Genomic DNA, 16,026 nt, shown 5'->3' on the forward strand with positions numbered 1-16,026 from the left:
CGGGCTACATCTACACCAAGTGTTCTCGAGCGAAAGCCTCAGTTCAGCTGAGGTCACCGAAGAAGGCGTCTACTTCGGGCTGGTTCATGTCGCTGAAGTAGCACTCGACGATCTTATTTTCTTTGAAGCGATAAAAGCCCAAGCGATCCGTCTTGACCGACCGATCGCCCTTACCCCAGACCTCATGAACCATCATGAGCACACCGTCATCACCGACGAGCAGGATCTCGTCCTCGTCCCCGACTTCCCAGCGATCCACGTAGTCATTCACACGGCCAATCCAGTCGTTTACGAAGGCGTCACGGCCGTGGTACTTGCCAGCGAGCGGCCCGTTCCCACCCATGTGGACAACGACGTCATCGGCAAAAAAAGCGATGCCGGCCTCTTGGTCCCCGCGCCCCCACGCCTCGTGGTATTCGCGCAGCAGTTGCCGTGTGGATTCGGTGCTCATATATCCTCCAGGTGATGTCCTGGCCTTGAGTTGGTGGCCACGGCCACCCAAGGCAGTTGATTGATCGTATATTTACTGTGGTGCTAAATAGAGCTCGTATACGGGAGCCGGCTAGCTTAGCCGGCCTCATGCTCGATGGCCTTGACCCCGACCATCCTGCGGGCGAGGTCGACCATCTTGTCCGCCACTTGGGCGCTGGTCAGCGGCCCTTGGGGGTTGAACCAAGTGTGGGAGTACTCGCAGAGGGTGATGATCGCCGAGGCCGTCACCTTGAGATCGTCGATGTCGAAGACACCGAGGGTCTGGCCCCGCTGCAACAGAAGTCGCACGTCGCCGCGATACTCGATTTGGAGTTGGCGCGTCGGCTCGAACCGCTCGGCCGGGATATTTGGGCTCTGAACGCGGCTTAGGTCGAACGCACGAGCGGACTCCGTCTGGTCAAGCTGCCAAATCACGTGAGCTCGCACCAATTGCTCGAGCTGCTCGGCGGGATCCGTCGATGTCGTGGCCGCCCGGACGAAATCAACGAAATCGCGCATCGAAGCCTCGATGACTTCGATGTATAGATCCTCCTTCGACGGGAAGTACCAGTACAGGGCGGGAGCGGAAACACCTAGTTCGGCGGCGATCCGTTTCAAGCTCGTGCCTGCGTACCCGACAGTGAGGAACATCTTGGTCGCTTCGGCCATGACGCGGTCCCGTCCGACCTGGCCCCGTGCATCACCGTTAGTTCGCCCGGGTGTTTTTTTCGGTACCCGACGTTGGGTTGTCGTCGTCATGTTGTCCCCTCCCAGGGCGGCCCTTGGTGTTGCCTTACTTTACGTTTATCACGAGCGCGGAAAAATGCTCCGCCGTTGCACGGCGGTCAATCTTGCCGCTTGCCGTCCGCGGCAATGCGTCGGAGACGAAAATCCGTTCAGGCACCGCGTAGTCCGGAAGGGCGGATTGGACATGTCGCATGATTCGATCCTCATCGAAGTGCTGGCCGGGCTTCTTCTCTACGGCAGCGTAGACGCGCTGCTGCAGGATGGGGTCGGGCAGCGGGAAGACGATGCTCTGAGCCACCGCGGCGTCCTCCGCAATTAGCCCTTCGACGTGAGTGGGAAGAATCTTCTCGCCGCCCCGATTGATCACGTCGTCGACCCGGCCTTCGATGTAGTAAAAGCCCTCCTCATCGACGCGGGCCAGGTCCCCAGTGCGGAGCCAGCCGTCCGTGATTTTCGCGGCGGTCAGTTCTTGCTGCTGCCAGTAACCCTTCATCATGGTCGGGCCCTGAACAAGCAGTTCGCCGACTTCGCCGGGCGCGACGTCCTGGTTGTCCTCGCCCACGATGCGGATGCTCGTGCCGGGGACCGCATGGCCGACGGACTCTCCCCGCGAAGCGGCGTGCTCAGGCCCGAGGAACGAAATGGCCGACCCATATTCTGTCAAGCCGTAGCCGTGATACAGGCGCAGTTTCGGCCACCGTTCCAAGTACTCATGGATCCAGCTTGCCGGCATGGGCGAGCCACCATATAGCAGAATCCGCATAGGCTCGAGCGCCTCATCGGCGCCCTCGGCCAGCATGATGAGCCGGTGGATGCTCGGCACCGCCGCCAGATAAGTCACCGGGCGGGCCCGAAGTGCTTCGATCACCAAGGCGGTCTTGTACTTCCGCAACAGATCCGTTCGACCGCCCACCAACAGCATGTGACCTAACTGGTCTACAAAACCCGTGTTGTGAAAGAGCGGAACCACAACGAGGGTCGATTCCTCCGGCCCGGTGTACATAACCCGCACGAACGCCCACGACGCTTGAGCGAGCGCGTCGTGCGTCAGAGTCGCACCCTTCGGACGACCCGTGGTTCCCGAAGTGAAGCTGATCAATGCGGCAGCCTTCGGCGATGGGCTCGTCAGCGGCAACGGCTCTCCAGGCAGCTCATGGTGCAGATCATGCACGGGAACCCCGACGACGCCAGAGGAGAGCTCAGCATGGTCCTCGTCCCGCAGAACAAGTGTGGCACCGAGCGTTGCGACCTGATCCGCGAACTGCCTGGGACTTAGGCGGTTGTTCGCAGGCACGATGACCGCCTCCAGACCCAGCACCGCGAGATAATGGACGACCCACGAAGTCGTATTAAATCCCACGATGACGACGCGATCGCCGGCAGAGACACCCTGCGCGCGCAGCCAGGACCGGCACCGGCCGACAAGTTCGGAAAGCTGGGCGTAGGTCAGTTCCTCGGGGCCGGCGGTCAAAGCCATCCGCCCTGGACTCTTAACCGCCCAATGTTCCAGTGCCTCGGGCAGGGTAGGGAACGGCATCGGCATCGCTGATTCGTCCAACAGGCTCACGGCGCCTCCTTGGCATCGCTACACATTCATCACGTTTAACTCTTATTCAATATTGTACGGGACGGGGGCGCCGTCAAGCATCAGTATCGCGGAACAGCGATCTCAGTGTGTTCCTTGACACTTCCTTACTTAACGTTAAAGAATAGGCTCAAACACGTCGGAGATGGCGTGGCAAACCATTAGGACGAAGGAGTGCCGGATGGGATACCAGATATCGGCAGACACGGGCGGAACCTTCATCGATGTCGTCGTGCGAGGGGGCCCTCAACCGCTGATCGGGAAGTCTCTGACGACGCATGATCGGGTCTTTACGGGCATGTCGCAGGCATTGGGCTTCGCTGCGGAGCAGCTGGGATTGACGGCGAAGGAACTCATTGCCGACACGGACTTGTTCATTTATGGGACGACTCGGGCAACAAACGCCATCGTGACACGTAACACCGCCAAGACGGGATTGCTGACCACGGCGGGGTTCGAGGACGTGCTCGTGCTCAAGGAGGGTGGCAAGCACGATGGCCACGACTTCTCGAAGCCCTACCCGGAGCCGTACATCCCTCGCCGCCGCACCGCGGGGGTTCGCGAACGCATCGATTCTGATGGAAACGTCGTGGATGAGCTTGACGAGGTGCACCTGCGCGCCACCATCGAGCAGCTCCTGACTGCCGGTATGGAGGCGATCGCTGTCGCGTTCTTGTGGTCCGTGGTCAATCCCGCCCATGAGTTGCGTGCTGCCGAGATCATTAAGGAGCTGGCTCCCGATGTTCCGGTGACCCTGTCCCACCAAATCGCCCCGATCATTCGGGAATACCGACGTACCTCGGCTGCGGCGATCGACGCTTCGTTGAAGCCGCTAATGCAGCGGCACTTCCGGGAACTGGAACAGGACCTGCGTGCGTTCGGGTACACCGATCGCATCCTCGTTTCAACCAGCCTCGGTGGTGTCATGAGCATTGAGGAGGTCATTAAGTCCCCGATCCACGCGGCGCGCAGCGGCCCCTCCATGGCACCGTTGGCAGCTTTGCACTATTCCGGGGCTGAGGATCTCGGCGCGGACATCATCGTCGCAGATACGGGCGGAACGACCTTCGATGTGGGGATCTCCCGAGACGGGGCCGTGGTCAAGACACGCGACACCTGGATCGGTCCCCAGTGGGAAGGCGATCTGCTCGGTATCTCCTCCGTCGACATCCGTTCGCTCGGAGCCGGCGGTGGATCCATCGCCTGGGTCGACAGCGGCGGGTTGCTGCGCGTCGGCCCGCAGTCCGCGGGTTCCGAGCCCGGCCCCGCCTGCTACGGCAACGGCGGACTTGAGCCCACGGTTTCAGATGCGGCCTGTGTTCTCGGTTTCTTCGACCCGGATTACTTCTTGGGCGGCCGGATGACCCTCGATGCAGCTGCGGCCCGCGAAGCTGTGGGCCAGGTGGCGGGCAAACTCGACCTGACGATCGAGGAGACAGCGTGGGGCATCATCACCATCGCAAGCCAGTCGATGGTCAAGGCCGTTCACGAGATCACGATCGGGCAGGGGCTCAACCCGCAGGAGAGCACCCTCGTCGCAGGCGGCGGCGCTGCCGGGCTCAACATCATGCAGATCGCGCAGGAGCTCGGCTGCAAGCGCGTCGTGCTGCCGAAGCTAGCCTCGGCGCTGTCGGCATCCGGCATGCACTTCGCCGACATTGTGAAGGAGCAATCCGCAGCACTTATCACGACTGCGCACGGCTTTGACGCCCAGGGCGTCAACGGAGTGCTCAACGGCCTCACCGAGTCGTTGACTGATTTCGCTGCCGGTTTCGGGGACCACTACCCGTACTACCGTGTTGAGTACAGCGTCGAAGCCCGTTACCAGAGCCAGATTTGGTCTATCGATGTTCCGCTGCCGGGCGACCAGTTCTACAACGATGAGGACCAAGAAGCGCTCTTCGCCGCCTTCCATGATCTACACGAACGCGTCTATGCCGTACGCGACATCGGCAGTGATATCGAGTTCCTCAACTGGACGGCACGTATCACGATTGAACTGCCCGGCGTGAAGGACTCGCGCCAGTCCAGTGAAGACCACGAGGCCGTGTCGACCCGCTCGCGCACGTGCTACTTCGGTGAGCACGGATCGGTGGACACACCCGTGTACAAGCCGGACGACCTCCGTCCCGGGGCCCGAGTGCTGGGCCCCGCGATCGTCGAAGAACCCACCACCACCCTTGTCATTTTCCCAGGCATGGCTGCCCGGGTATCCGACGCGGGCAACTACCTACTGCAGATTGAGGAGGGAGCAGCATGAGCGCCCCCGCATTCGAAGCCACGGAAACCCAAGGTTCGGCAGGCAAGGGACTGACCGCACCGCCGACCTTCGACGCCGTGCAAACCGCGATCATGGCAAACAAGATCGACGGCATTGTCCGCGAGATGACCAATACCCTGCTGCGCTCCGCCAGGTCTGCGGTGATCAACAGTGCGCGCGACTTTTCGTGCGCCATCCTGACCAGCGACGACGAACTGCTGGCCGCCGCCGAGGGCCTGCCGGTGCACATCTACGGCACCCAACTCCAAGCCGCGGCAATGCGCCGGGCGCATCCCGATCTGTGCGCGGGAGATGCCTTCCTGGACAACGACCCGTACACCGGTAACTCGCACGCGGCCGACCACACCGTCCTGGTCCCGGTTGTCATCGACGGTGAGCATCTCTTCACGGCCGTCGCCAAGGCCCATCAGGCCGATGTCGGAAACTCGATTCCGACGACATACCACGCCGCCGCCCGGGACGTTTACGAAGAGGGCGCGGTAATATTCCCCGTCGTCAAGGTGCAGTCGGGCTACGAGAACATCGACGACGTTATCCGAATGTGCCGTTCGCGCATCCGGGTGCCGTCCCAGTGGTATGGAGACTTCTTGGCGGAGCTGGGCGCGGCCCGCGTCGCCGAGCGTCGGCTGAAGGAACTCGTTGCCAAGTACGGCATGGATCGGGTCAAGCAGTTCATCAAGGACTGGCTGGACTATTCGGAAACGGTTATGGCCTCAGCCATCGCCGAACTGCCGGCGGCGACGATTCGCAACACCGGCCGGCACGACGCCTTCGAGCCATACCTTCCCGACGGCCTCGACTTCTCCGTGATCATCGACATCAATCCTCACGACAGGATGATCGACGTCGATCTCACCGAGAACGGACCGAACGTCGACTGCGGCTTGAACCTGACCGAGTCGACGACGGCAGCGGCAGTGTTTGGCGGGATCTTCAACGCACTAACGGCGGACATCCCGAAAAACTCTGGTGCGTTTCGCCGGGTACGGATCGCGATGAATGAGGGTTCGGCGGTCGGCAAGCCGAAGTTCCCGCACAGTTGCTCGGTCGCGACCACGAACGTCACCGATCGCCTCATCAACGCCGTCGGCGCGGCGTTCGTGCAGCTCGGCGGGAACCATGGTGTAGCGGAAGGCGCCGTCGGTGTCGGTGTTGGCTACGCAACTCTCTCGGGCATGGACCATCGAACGGACAGCGCCTTCGTGAATCAGGTGTGCGTGACCGCAAACGGCGGGCCGGCAAGTCCGTTCGCCGACGGGTGGCTGACCTACGGCGTTCCGTGCGTGAGCGGGCTCATGTACCGAGACTCGGTGGAGATCGATGAGATCAAGATGCCGATCCGACACCGCTACATGCGCATCCTTCCCGATTCGGCCGGGGCGGGAAGGTTCCGCGGCGGCCCCGCGTTCGAACTCGCCTACACGCCGACGAACGGGCCGGTAACCGTGATCTACCTCTGCGACGGCCAGGTCGAGCCCGCAAAGGGGGTCGCCAACGGGCAGAATGGCCGCCGCGCCGAGTCGTGGATTGAGCGGGCCGACGGTACCCGGGAACGCCTGCCAAACGCCGCCACGGTCCACCTTCAGCCGGGCGAGACTATCATCGGGATCGATGCCTCCGGTGGAGGCTACGGCTCTCCCCTCGACCGGGACCCTGCCCTGGTCCTCCACGATGTCAACGAGCGATGGGAGACTCGCGAGCACGCCACCGCCACCTACGGAGTCGTCTTCACCGACGGGCCAAATGGGCTGGCTGTCGACGAGGCCGCTACCTCTGCACTGCGCGCCGCGGCAACCTCCTGACCTCGCTCAACAACCCGGACGAGGCAGTTCCGGGCCTGAACCGGAACGATCCGGAATCAGCCGACAAATGTACGACCGTTGCCCCTCTGCGGGTCAACACCAAACCAAAGGTAGGGCTATGTCAGAAAAACGAATTGTCCTTCTCGGCGCCGCTGGTGCACAGGCATCCGGAGTGCTGCGGGGACTAGGACGAGCAAGGGAAGCGATCCGCATCATCGCCTGCGACCGCGCCTTCCGCGATCCAGAGGCGATCGTCGCCGGAAACCATCCAGTAGAGCTGCGGCAGTTCGATCTGATAGCGGAAGCAGACGTGCTGCACCGTGTTCTTGCAGACGCTGATCTGGTGCTGAATTGCACGGGTCCATACTTCAAGCTCGGCCCGATCATCCTCGACGCAGCCATCGCGGCCGGCACGGACTACGTTGATATCTGCGACGACGCAGACGCAACAGCCCTGCTGCTCCAGCGGAACGATGCAGCAGTGAAGGCCGGAGTGACTGCCCTCATCGGCATGGGATCCGCCCCGGGAACGACGAACGTGCTGGTCCGGCTCGCACTCGACGCACTCCCCCCGGGCGAAGCGAGTGTAGACATCACCTGGTGTGTCGATGCCAACGACATGTCGGGCGCGGTCGTGCCGCACTTCGCGCATTCATTCGCGACAGCAGTCCCCGAGTTCGGGGGAACACCGGCATGGGAGGCGCTAAATCCGCAACGCGTCGAGTTCCCCGAGCCGATTGGCGAGCAGCTGGTCTTGACATTGAGCCATCCCGAGGTACTCACCCTTCCCTTGTTTACTCGCGCGACACGCGTGGTGAATCGAGGCGGTCTCATCCCCGAGGACTTCACCCACCTTGGGTGGCTCCTGTCCAGGCTGCCCGACACCGCAGACAGTGGCAAAGTCATGTCGGACACGTTCAACACGTTCCTGGCCCAGTACCGCGATCGGCCATCGGTCGGGTCAGGCCTAATCGTCGACGTTCGCGTCGGAGCGGAGGGGATCGTCTTCAAATCAGGCGGCCAAATGCCGCAGGACGATGCCACGGGCACACCAGCCGCCGCCGGCGCGCTGATCGCCCTGGCCGGCCAGGTGCCGGGCCCCGGCACGGTCTCGCCTGAGGTGCTACGACCTAGTGACTTCTTCACTGCACTGCGGAAGGTGTCCGCGGGTGGGGGAGGAATGACAGCCTACCGCACGCTGAACGGTGAAATCGTAGAACCGGCCAGAATCCGCGACCTGCTTGCTGCCACCGCCGTAAGCGCTCATTAGGCGGCTGAGAATCACCAGGAAGATCCGTTCGTCGCCATCAAACGGAGCGATCCGCTCGACGAAGGAGAGGCTGATCTTCCGATGCTCGGCATCTGCACGCATTATCTGAGGCACGTCGGGAGCGGAGGGTTATGCCCGCGTGCAGTCGGCGCATCGAAGTTGTTGCAAGATCTACGGGCAGCCTAGGGGAGTAAGCAGTCGGCAATGGACCACCAAGCTCTTGACCCACACTCATTAATTAATGTTCAATAAAGAGCAGTCGGGACGTGTACGGGAACCTGTGTGGAGGTTCTCCGGTGCGTCCCACTTCAGAGAAGAAACCAAAGGAGCATCATGACGAACATCGATTGGAACCGGGTTTCCAAGGGCGTAGCCAGGGAGAACCAGAAGATGATCTGGCGCCCGTACGGCATCCCGACCGTGATGGACTTGGAGAGTACGTGCTACCACGACGCTCCGATCTCGGAGCCGTGGGAGGAGATCCCGGAGCAGATGATCGTGTCAGTGGCGATCACGGGGGCCTTCTTCCGTCACGACCAGAACCCGAACCAGCCCATCACCCCCGATGAGATTCTGGCATCGGCACGGGAAGTCGCAGCTGCCGGGGCCAGCGCGATCCACATCCACGTCAGGGATGAGGATGGCTACAACGTGCTTTCTCCGGAGCGGTTCGAGGCGGTCATTGCGCCGCTGCACGAGGAATTCCCCGAAGTTCCCGTGGACGCCTGCTTGGTTCCGGCTCTGGACGGCGAGTGGGAGAAGATGCAGCAAGTCCTGGAGTCCGGGCTGCTGGACGCCGCTCCGATCAACAGTACCGCCACCTACGTAGGTGATTCTCTGTTCGTGAAACCGACCCCGATCCTGCTGGAGAAGACCCGCAAGATTCTGGAGGCCGGTTCGGTTCCGGAGATCGCGGTCTACACGGATGCGGATGTCTCCAACGCCGACCGGTACCTGTTTAAGTCTGGGCTCATCAAGAGCGGCGCCGTATGGCTGGTCCTGCCGGCGCTGCCGGGCTGCAGCCCGATGGAGAACCCGCGACAGATGGTGGCAGGCTTGACTCGAACCGTCGAAGCCATCCGCGATGTCGACCCCGAGGCGGTCATCATGGTGTGTGCCGCGGGTCGGGCCTCGACTCACCTAGCGACTCTGGCCGCTCTGATGGGTCTGCACATCCGCGTCGGCATGGAGGACACGTACTTCAAGTGGCCCCACCGCGATGACCGGATCAGCAGCAACCTCGAGGCATTCCGGCTCGCCCAGCAGCTGGCCGAGGTCGTCGGTCGCCGGGTCGCCACTCCCGCGGAGACCCGCGCCATCATGGGTCTGAAGTCCCGCGAGGCAGTCTCAACGACCAGCTGACGTCCTTCTCAGGAATCGTGCAGGTCGGCTAAATGCCGGCCTGCACGACGTTTAACTGATCGAACCCGGAGAACGTGTGCGCAGGAACCGTTCAGCTGTACATCTGCGAGAAGATGCCCAGCCCCATCCGCAGCGCTTCATGGTCAGTAGCAGCAGCCTCACGATCGTGGCTGCGGGACTCCCCGGTTATCTAGACGACGGCGGCCGCATCTCACCTTGGGCGGCTCGCGGCATCCGTTGCAGCAGATGCCGGTGCCCGTCCGGGCCCGGATTCTGGCCGCGCTGGCGGTGGAAACCGCCGCAATGCTGGACGGGGGTGTGCTGGCTGGGCCAGAGCGTATCGACCTGTTCATGATCCTCGACGCCAACTACCCCTTCGATACCGGGGCTTGACCCCGTTACTGGACAGGGAAACCGGCACCGCATTCCATCCGGGGCTGCGCGTGCCCTTGCTGCTTCCCGCCAACCCACACCCAGGGCTAACTGCCCCAGCTGCCGGGCTCTCGGCCAACGCCCGTTCTAGGAGAAAAATGAAAAACAGCACGGACGTAGTCGTTGTCGGCGCCACCCGGACACCGCAGGGCAAGCTGATGGGCCAGCTGGCAGCGTTGTCCGCCGTTGAGCTCGGTGGCGCAGCAATCGCAGGAGCGCTCGGCCAGGCGGGGATCGGGGCGGACGCCGTCGAAGCGGTCATCATGGGACAAGTGCTCCAGGCGGGATCCGGACAGAATCCTGCCCGTCAGGCCGCCGTCGCCGGAGGCGTCCCGCTCGGTGCCCACGCGGCCACCGTCAACAAGATCTGCCTGTCCGGGCTGAGCGCCATCATCGAGGCGAGCCGCCTGTTGCGGCTGGGAGAAGCCGAAGTCGTGGTCGCCGGCGGGCAGGAATCCATGAGCAACGCCCCGCATCTGCTGCGGGATTCCCGCCGCGGGCACCTTTATGGGGACGCTGCGCTAATAGACTCCGCCGCTCATGACGGCCTCACGGACGCCTTCGACCAGGAAAGCATGGGTCTGGCTACCGACCGTGCCAATGATGCGTTGGGCATCCTTCGCGCCGACCAGGACAAAGCCGCCGCCGATTCCCATCGCCGCGTGGCGGCCGGTCAGTCCCTCGGGCTTTTCAACTCTGAAATCGTCCCCGTGAAGGTGCCCCAGCGCCGAGGGGCGGCCGAACTCGCCGAAGTCGACGAGGGCGTGCGCGCCAACAGCACCGAGGAGTCACTCAGCAGGCTCAGGCCAGCCTTCTCCCCAACCGGCACTGTGACCGCCGGTAATGCCTCCCCACTCAGTGACGGTGCCGCAGCTGTTGTCCTCACCACCCGCTGCTATGCGGAGACCCACGGCTTTAGGATTCTTGCCACGCTCGGTGCCCCGGGACAGAGCGCGGGCCCGGACACCTCTCTGCCAGACAAACCGGCCCGCGCGATCAGCAAAGCACTCAAAACAGCGGGATGGACAGTAGCGGATCTGGACTTCGTGGAGATCAACGAGGCTTTCTCTTCCGTTGCCCTGCACTCAGCGGAACAACTCGGCCTCAGCATGGACATGGTTAACATCAACGGGGGAGCGATCGCACTCGGCCATCCCATCGGCGCCTCCGGCGCCCGGGTCGTCGTCTCCGCCGTACACGGGCTCATGCGCCGCGGCACCGGCAAAGCGGCCGTGGCACTGTGCGGCGGCGGCGGCCAAGGCGAAGCGCTGCTGCTGTCTCGGTGAGAAGCGGTTTCAAATGCCGACGACGACATTCGCCAAAAAGGAGTTTGCATGCTTGGCCCCTTAGATGGCCTGTGCATCGTGAACTCAGCGGCATTGGACCGGTGCCGCACGCCGCATGCCGCTCTGATCTTGGCCGACTTGATCGTGCCTTTCCTCATGCCGGGCGGTAGTCCGCCCCTTTCAAGTTTAAAATGCCGATAACCGACGTTACGTAAAGTAATTGCCTCACGCAACGGTGCAACACTGTCTGCACAATCTCCACGCCTCACTCGAGGTTTTCAGTTTCCAGCGCTGTGGCTATCGCCGTCCCATTCAGCACGCGCCGGATGAGGCCCGACGTGAGTCAACAGGGTTAGGTGCGTTGCCGTACCTAGCCCATCCGGCTGCCTTCCGGTCCCGGCACGTGGGCGCTGTCGCCCCCTGTAGCCGTCTGCCTACCGGCGGGCCTTGGCAGGCCGGGGGTCCTTGCCGCCTAGGATTGATCGGGAACAACTGGAAAGGGACCGATGGCGAAGATCCGGGGGAAGTGCGCCGAGTGTGAAGGCTATTTCACACGGGAGTTGGTAATCCTCAGTAAGCGGGGAGAGAAGCTCCTGGCGAAGTACCCGGAAACAGCCCGCTTCTGTTCGGAGCATCTGTTCCACCGGTTCCCGGAGCTGATCGGGCATATTCGCTCCGGGGAACCGGGATCGGTGCCGCCTCAGTCCCTTTCCATTGATACCCGCAAGCGCCGGCCGCTGCCGAAAAAATTCATGCTGGCCGCGGCCGGCACCATCGTAGCCGTAGCAGGTGTCGTCCTTCTGGGCACAGGTATCGCCTCGATCCCAGAGGAGGCCACAGTGCGGCAGGTGCTCGACGGGGACACCCTGGTTTTGGACATTGGCGGCGAACCGGCGACCGTCCAGCTGCTCAATGTGGCGGCACCGGAGGACGCCGACGAATGCCTGTGGCCGCAGGCGTACCGGTTCATGCAGAAGGCCGTTCCCCCGGGGGCTGAAGTCCGGATCCGGTACGACAAGGTGCGTACTGACGAGCAGGGCAACACCCTGGCCGCCGTCTTCACCGAGAACGGGAAGCTGGTGAATGCACTCCTGACCGAGGCCGGATTCGGCATCCCAGCACCTTCCGGCGGCAACGACCGGTACTTCGAAGAAGTTGACGAGGCCAATGGAAAGGCTCGCGACGAGTTCAGGGGGTTTTACGCCGCCACCTACGACTGCACGGTGCAGGGAATGGTCGCCGATGCAATTACCGAAGCGGGGGACATCCCCGACTACTACGACCGTGAAATCCGGACGGCCAAGCAGGCCGCTGCCGCGGCAAAGGCCGCCGGGCAGGCGGTTGAGTCCCTCGACCGCGTCATGGCCCAACTGGACGCCGATGAAGCCTCCCGCGGCCTCGAGTGGGCTGCCCTGAATGCTCGTGACCTGGACAAGCTCCGGACGGATACGGCCGAGTACCTTGATGAGACCAAGGCCACCCACGCCGAGCTCGTTAACCGGGAGGACTACCTGCGCGCCACCGAAGAGGCGATCAGGAAGCAGGCCGCGGAGGAAAAGGCCGAGAAGGCCAGGGCTGCCGCCGAGGCCGAAGAACGACAGAGTGAGTACGAGGCCGAGCGGGAGCGGAATCTGCGGCAGCCGAGCACGGGCAGCTCCGGATCCGGGGGGTCCAACACCTGCTACCGCGGCCGGATCCCGTACAGCTGCTAGGGCTACCGGCCGCGGGAGGATTACCGACAGATCCGAGATCATCTACAGCATCGACGAAGACCTGCAGGCAGTCCCGCCGCCCGCTGATAGATCCCTCATCCGGAGGTAAGGGAGAGAGCCTATTCAGGCATCTTCCCCGACCATTTTACTAAGCCGATAAGCTAGATTATGTCGACTGGGTACTCTGCGTATCTCATCTGATGAATCATTCAGTTCGTCTCCCGCGGAGTTCCGCGGCGTGCGCTGGAGGCGGAGGGAAGGAATGCGACCTAGAACTGCGATAACCATGCTCCTCCATAACGGAGACTTCTATGGCAGGTGGTTGGCAGCTTGCGAACTACGGACGACCTGCGTCCAGGGTTTCCCCCTGTTTGGACATCTGAAGATATTACAGAGCCAAGCCCGTCAGGGACGGAGCTGATCGGCAGGGATAATCTCCTCATTGTTCTCCGGCCAGTGCGTGCATTATCCGACAGAGACTCCTGTGTCGCGTGAACTACGGCCAAAAGGGGGGATACCAGTGAGGCCAACCCCTCCCCGGTCGGGAACCTGGTACTACAGTGAGTGCATGGCTCCCAGCCGCAATCCGCTCGACGACCTGCGCGAAACCATCGGCCATCTGGCCGATCAGCTCAAGCTGCACGGTTCGGAGCGCGTCGACGACCTGGTCGGCGATCGCATGGGTGCGAGGCCCGGGCCGGCCCGGCCGCTGTCCGAGGTGCAAGCCGAGCTCGACACGCTGGTCGGGCTGGGGACCGTGAAGGAACAGGTGAGGGCCCTCGTCGCACTGCTCCAGGTCCAGGCCCGGCGAAAGGCGCACGGCCTGCCCGAGGTGGCCACATCACAGCATCTGGTGTTCCTCGGAAACCCGGGCACGGGCAAGACCACCGTGGCGCGGCTCCTGGCCGAGATGTACCGCGCGGTCGGTCTACTGCAGAAAGGCCACCTGGTCGAGGTCGACCGTTCGGGCCTGGTGGGGCAGTACGTCGGCGCGACCGCCATCAAGACGGACCGGGTGATCCGGCGTGCGCTGGACGGTGTCCTGTTCATCGATGAGGCCTACGCGCTGGCCCCGGACGACGGCCGGGCGGACTTCGGCCCCGAGGCGATCGAGGTCCTGCTCAAGCGGATGGAGGACCACCGCCACCGCCTGGTCGTGATCGTGGCCGGGTACCCGCAACTGATGGAGTCCTTCCTGCTCTCGAACCCCGGACTGCGCTCCCGATTCGCCCGCGAGATCACGTTCCCCGACTACTCCATCGACGAACTCCAGACGATCTTCCACCAGATGCTGGCCCAACACGAGTACACGCTGGAGCCGGGTGCGGACCAGATGCTGCGCCGCATTTTCACCGGGCTTCACGCGGGCGAGGACTCCGGCAACGCACGGTTCGCCCGCACGCTGTTCGAGCAGGCGCTCAACCGCCAGGCGCTGCGGCTGTCGCTGGACGGGGAACAAAGTTTCGATGCGCTCGATCGTGAGGCCGTCATGACGCTCACCGAGGACGACATCGTCGAGGCCGCGCTGGCCTTGGGTGAGGAGCCGGAGCCGGAACCAACGCCGGAACCGGAGCAGTCACGCTGGCGGCGCTGGCTGGCCTGACCGGATCCGCGGCGGCTGTCAGGCGAATGCTGCGTTCGCTGCGGCTGGCCGGGCGCCTAGCATTCGACGACGTTGACGGCCAGTCCGCCCATTGCGGTTTCCTTGTACTTGGAGCTCATGTCCTTGCCGGTTTCGCGCATTGTGATGATGACTTCGTCCAGCGAGACGCGGTGCGTGCCGTCGCCCCAGAGCGCCATCTTGGCCGCGTTCACGGCTTTGGCGGCGCCGATGGCGTTGCGTTCGATGCATGGGATCTGCACCAGACCGCCGATCGGGTCGCAGGTCAGCCCCAGGTTGTGCTCCATGGCGATCTCGGCGGCATTTTCCACCTGCGCGGGACTGCCGCCCATCACCTCGGCCAGTCCCGCTGCCGCCATGGAGGACGCGGAACCCACCTCGCCCTGACAGCCGACCTCGGCGCCGGAGATGGAGGCCTGCTCCTTGTAGAGGACCCCGACGGCGGCGGCCGCCAGCAGGAACTTCACGATGACGTCTTCCTTGTCCGCCTGCGTGGCCTTGTCCATGCCCGGCGCGTAGTGCGTGGCGTAGAACATGACCGCGGGGATGATGCCCGCCGCTCCGTTGGTTGGTGCGGTGACGACGCGGCCCCCCGAAGCGTTCTCTTCGTTCACGGCCAGGGCCACGAGATTGACCCATTCCTGCCAGTACTTGTGGTCCCGGTCCTTGTCTTCCTTGCGCAGCCGCTCATGCCAGGCGGGGGCCCGACGGCGGACGTTGAGCCCCCCGGGCAAGAGACCTTCGCGCTTGATGGCGGAGTCCTTGCATTCCTCCATCACCTGCCAGATGTGGATCAGGCCGGCACGGATGTCCGCCTCGGAGCGTGAGGCCTTCTCGTTGAGCATCATGATGTCGCTGATGCCCAGGCCGGTGTTGCGGCAGTGTTCCAGCAGTTCCGCCGCCGTCCGGAAGGGGTAGGGGAGCCCCTCTTTGGAGGCGTCCAGTTCCCGCGCTGCCGCACTTTCCTCGCCGTCGCGGACCACGAAGCCGCCACCCACGGAGAAGAACGTCGCCTCGTGAAGGACAGCACCGGCGTCGTCGGTCACCTGGAATTTCATCCCGTTAGTGTGCCGGGGCAGCACGGTGAGCGGATGCTGCACCATGTCCTCAACCCGGTAGTCCAGGATTAGGCCGGCCGAGCCCTCGACCCGCGAGCACAACTGCAGCTCGCCGGTCGAGGCCATCTCTGCCAGGCGGGATTCGACTTCGTCGGGCAGGATCTGCTCGGGCTGGAAGCCTTCCAGCCCGAGCATCACCGCCGTGAAGGTGCCGTGGCCGCGGCCCGTAGCCGCGAGGGATCCGTACAGGTCCACCCGCAGCCCGGCGACCCGGTCCAGTACACCCGTTGACACCAGTTCCCCGGCAAAGACTGCGGCTGCCCGCATCGGACCGACGGTGTGGGAACTGGAGGGACCGATGCCCACGGTGAAGAGGTCGAATACGCCGACAGCCATGAT

General features: G+C 63.4%; 12 protein-coding genes. 8 read left to right on the forward strand and 4 right to left on the reverse strand.

Translation table 11 applies throughout. The features are described from left to right. Nucleotides 1–43 precede the first annotated feature (43 nt). The 3 genes from AC5RUK_RS13675 to AC5RUK_RS13685 form a co-directional block, all read right to left on the reverse strand. Nucleotides 44–451 (reverse strand): nuclear transport factor 2 family protein, encoded by a 408-nt coding sequence (locus AC5RUK_RS13675; protein ID WP_494074417.1) that lies wholly within the window; start codon nt 449–451, stop codon nt 44–46. Between the two features lie 116 nt (nt 452–567). After that, nucleotides 568–1,140 carry a TetR/AcrR family transcriptional regulator gene (locus AC5RUK_RS13680; protein WP_494074416.1) on the reverse strand — a complete coding sequence of 191 codons (573 nt, stop codon included), beginning with the start codon at nt 1,138–1,140 and terminating at the stop codon, nt 568–570. Nucleotides 1,141–1,264: 124 nt separating this feature from the next. Beyond that, nucleotides 1,265–2,785 (reverse strand): class I adenylate-forming enzyme family protein, encoded by a 1,521-nt coding sequence (locus tag AC5RUK_RS13685; protein ID WP_494074415.1) that lies wholly within the window; start codon nt 2,783–2,785, stop codon nt 1,265–1,267. A gap of 199 nt (nt 2,786–2,984) precedes the next feature. Here AC5RUK_RS13685 and AC5RUK_RS13690 point away from each other — a divergent pair, with 199 nt between their 5' ends. The 8 genes from AC5RUK_RS13690 (at nt 2,985) to AC5RUK_RS13725 (ending at nt 14,551) form a co-directional block, all read left to right on the forward strand. Then, nucleotides 2,985–5,063: a hydantoinase/oxoprolinase family protein gene (locus tag AC5RUK_RS13690; protein WP_494152496.1), complete on the forward strand. Its 2,079-nt coding sequence runs from the start codon at nt 2,985–2,987 to the stop codon at nt 5,061–5,063. Next, on the forward strand, nt 5,060–6,886 hold the full coding sequence (locus AC5RUK_RS13695) for a hydantoinase B/oxoprolinase family protein (RefSeq protein ID WP_494152497.1): 1,827 nt from the start codon (nt 5,060–5,062) through the stop codon (nt 6,884–6,886). The genes AC5RUK_RS13690 and AC5RUK_RS13695 overlap by 4 nt, the downstream gene beginning before the upstream one ends. Nucleotides 6,887–7,004: 118 nt before the next feature. Then, nucleotides 7,005–8,156, forward strand: a complete 1,152-nt coding sequence (locus AC5RUK_RS13700) for a saccharopine dehydrogenase family protein (RefSeq protein ID WP_494152498.1) — start codon at nt 7,005–7,007, stop codon at nt 8,154–8,156. Nucleotides 8,157–8,489: 333 nt separating this feature from the next. Beyond that, nucleotides 8,490–9,518, forward strand: a complete 1,029-nt coding sequence (locus AC5RUK_RS13705; protein WP_494074412.1) for a beta-keto acid cleavage family enzyme — start codon at nt 8,490–8,492, stop codon at nt 9,516–9,518. Nucleotides 9,519–9,734: 216 nt separating this feature from the next. Further along, nucleotides 9,735–9,911, forward strand: a complete 177-nt coding sequence (locus AC5RUK_RS13710; protein WP_494152499.1) for a hypothetical protein — start codon at nt 9,735–9,737, stop codon at nt 9,909–9,911. 137 nt (nt 9,912–10,048) lie between these two features. Continuing rightward, a complete protein-coding gene (locus AC5RUK_RS13715) occupies nt 10,049–11,236 on the forward strand; it encodes an acetyl-CoA C-acyltransferase (protein ID WP_494152500.1) in 1,188 nt (395 codons plus the stop codon). Nucleotides 11,237–11,796: 560 nt separating this feature from the next. Further along, on the forward strand, nt 11,797–12,948 hold the full coding sequence (locus AC5RUK_RS13720; RefSeq protein WP_494152501.1) for a thermonuclease family protein: 1,152 nt from the start codon (nt 11,797–11,799) through the stop codon (nt 12,946–12,948). 568 nt (nt 12,949–13,516) lie between these two features. Beyond that, entirely contained in the window at nt 13,517–14,551 is a 1,035-nt protein-coding gene (locus AC5RUK_RS13725; RefSeq protein ID WP_494152502.1) for an AAA family ATPase, read from the forward strand. 56 nt (nt 14,552–14,607) lie between these two features. Here the strand turns inward: AC5RUK_RS13725 and AC5RUK_RS13730 are convergent, their stop codons facing one another. Further along, entirely contained in the window at nt 14,608–16,023 is a 1,416-nt protein-coding gene (locus AC5RUK_RS13730) for an L-serine ammonia-lyase (protein ID WP_494152503.1), read from the reverse strand. Nucleotides 16,024–16,026: the final 3 nt, after the last annotated feature.

Source organism: Arthrobacter sp. Y3223065, assembly GCF_059090885.1.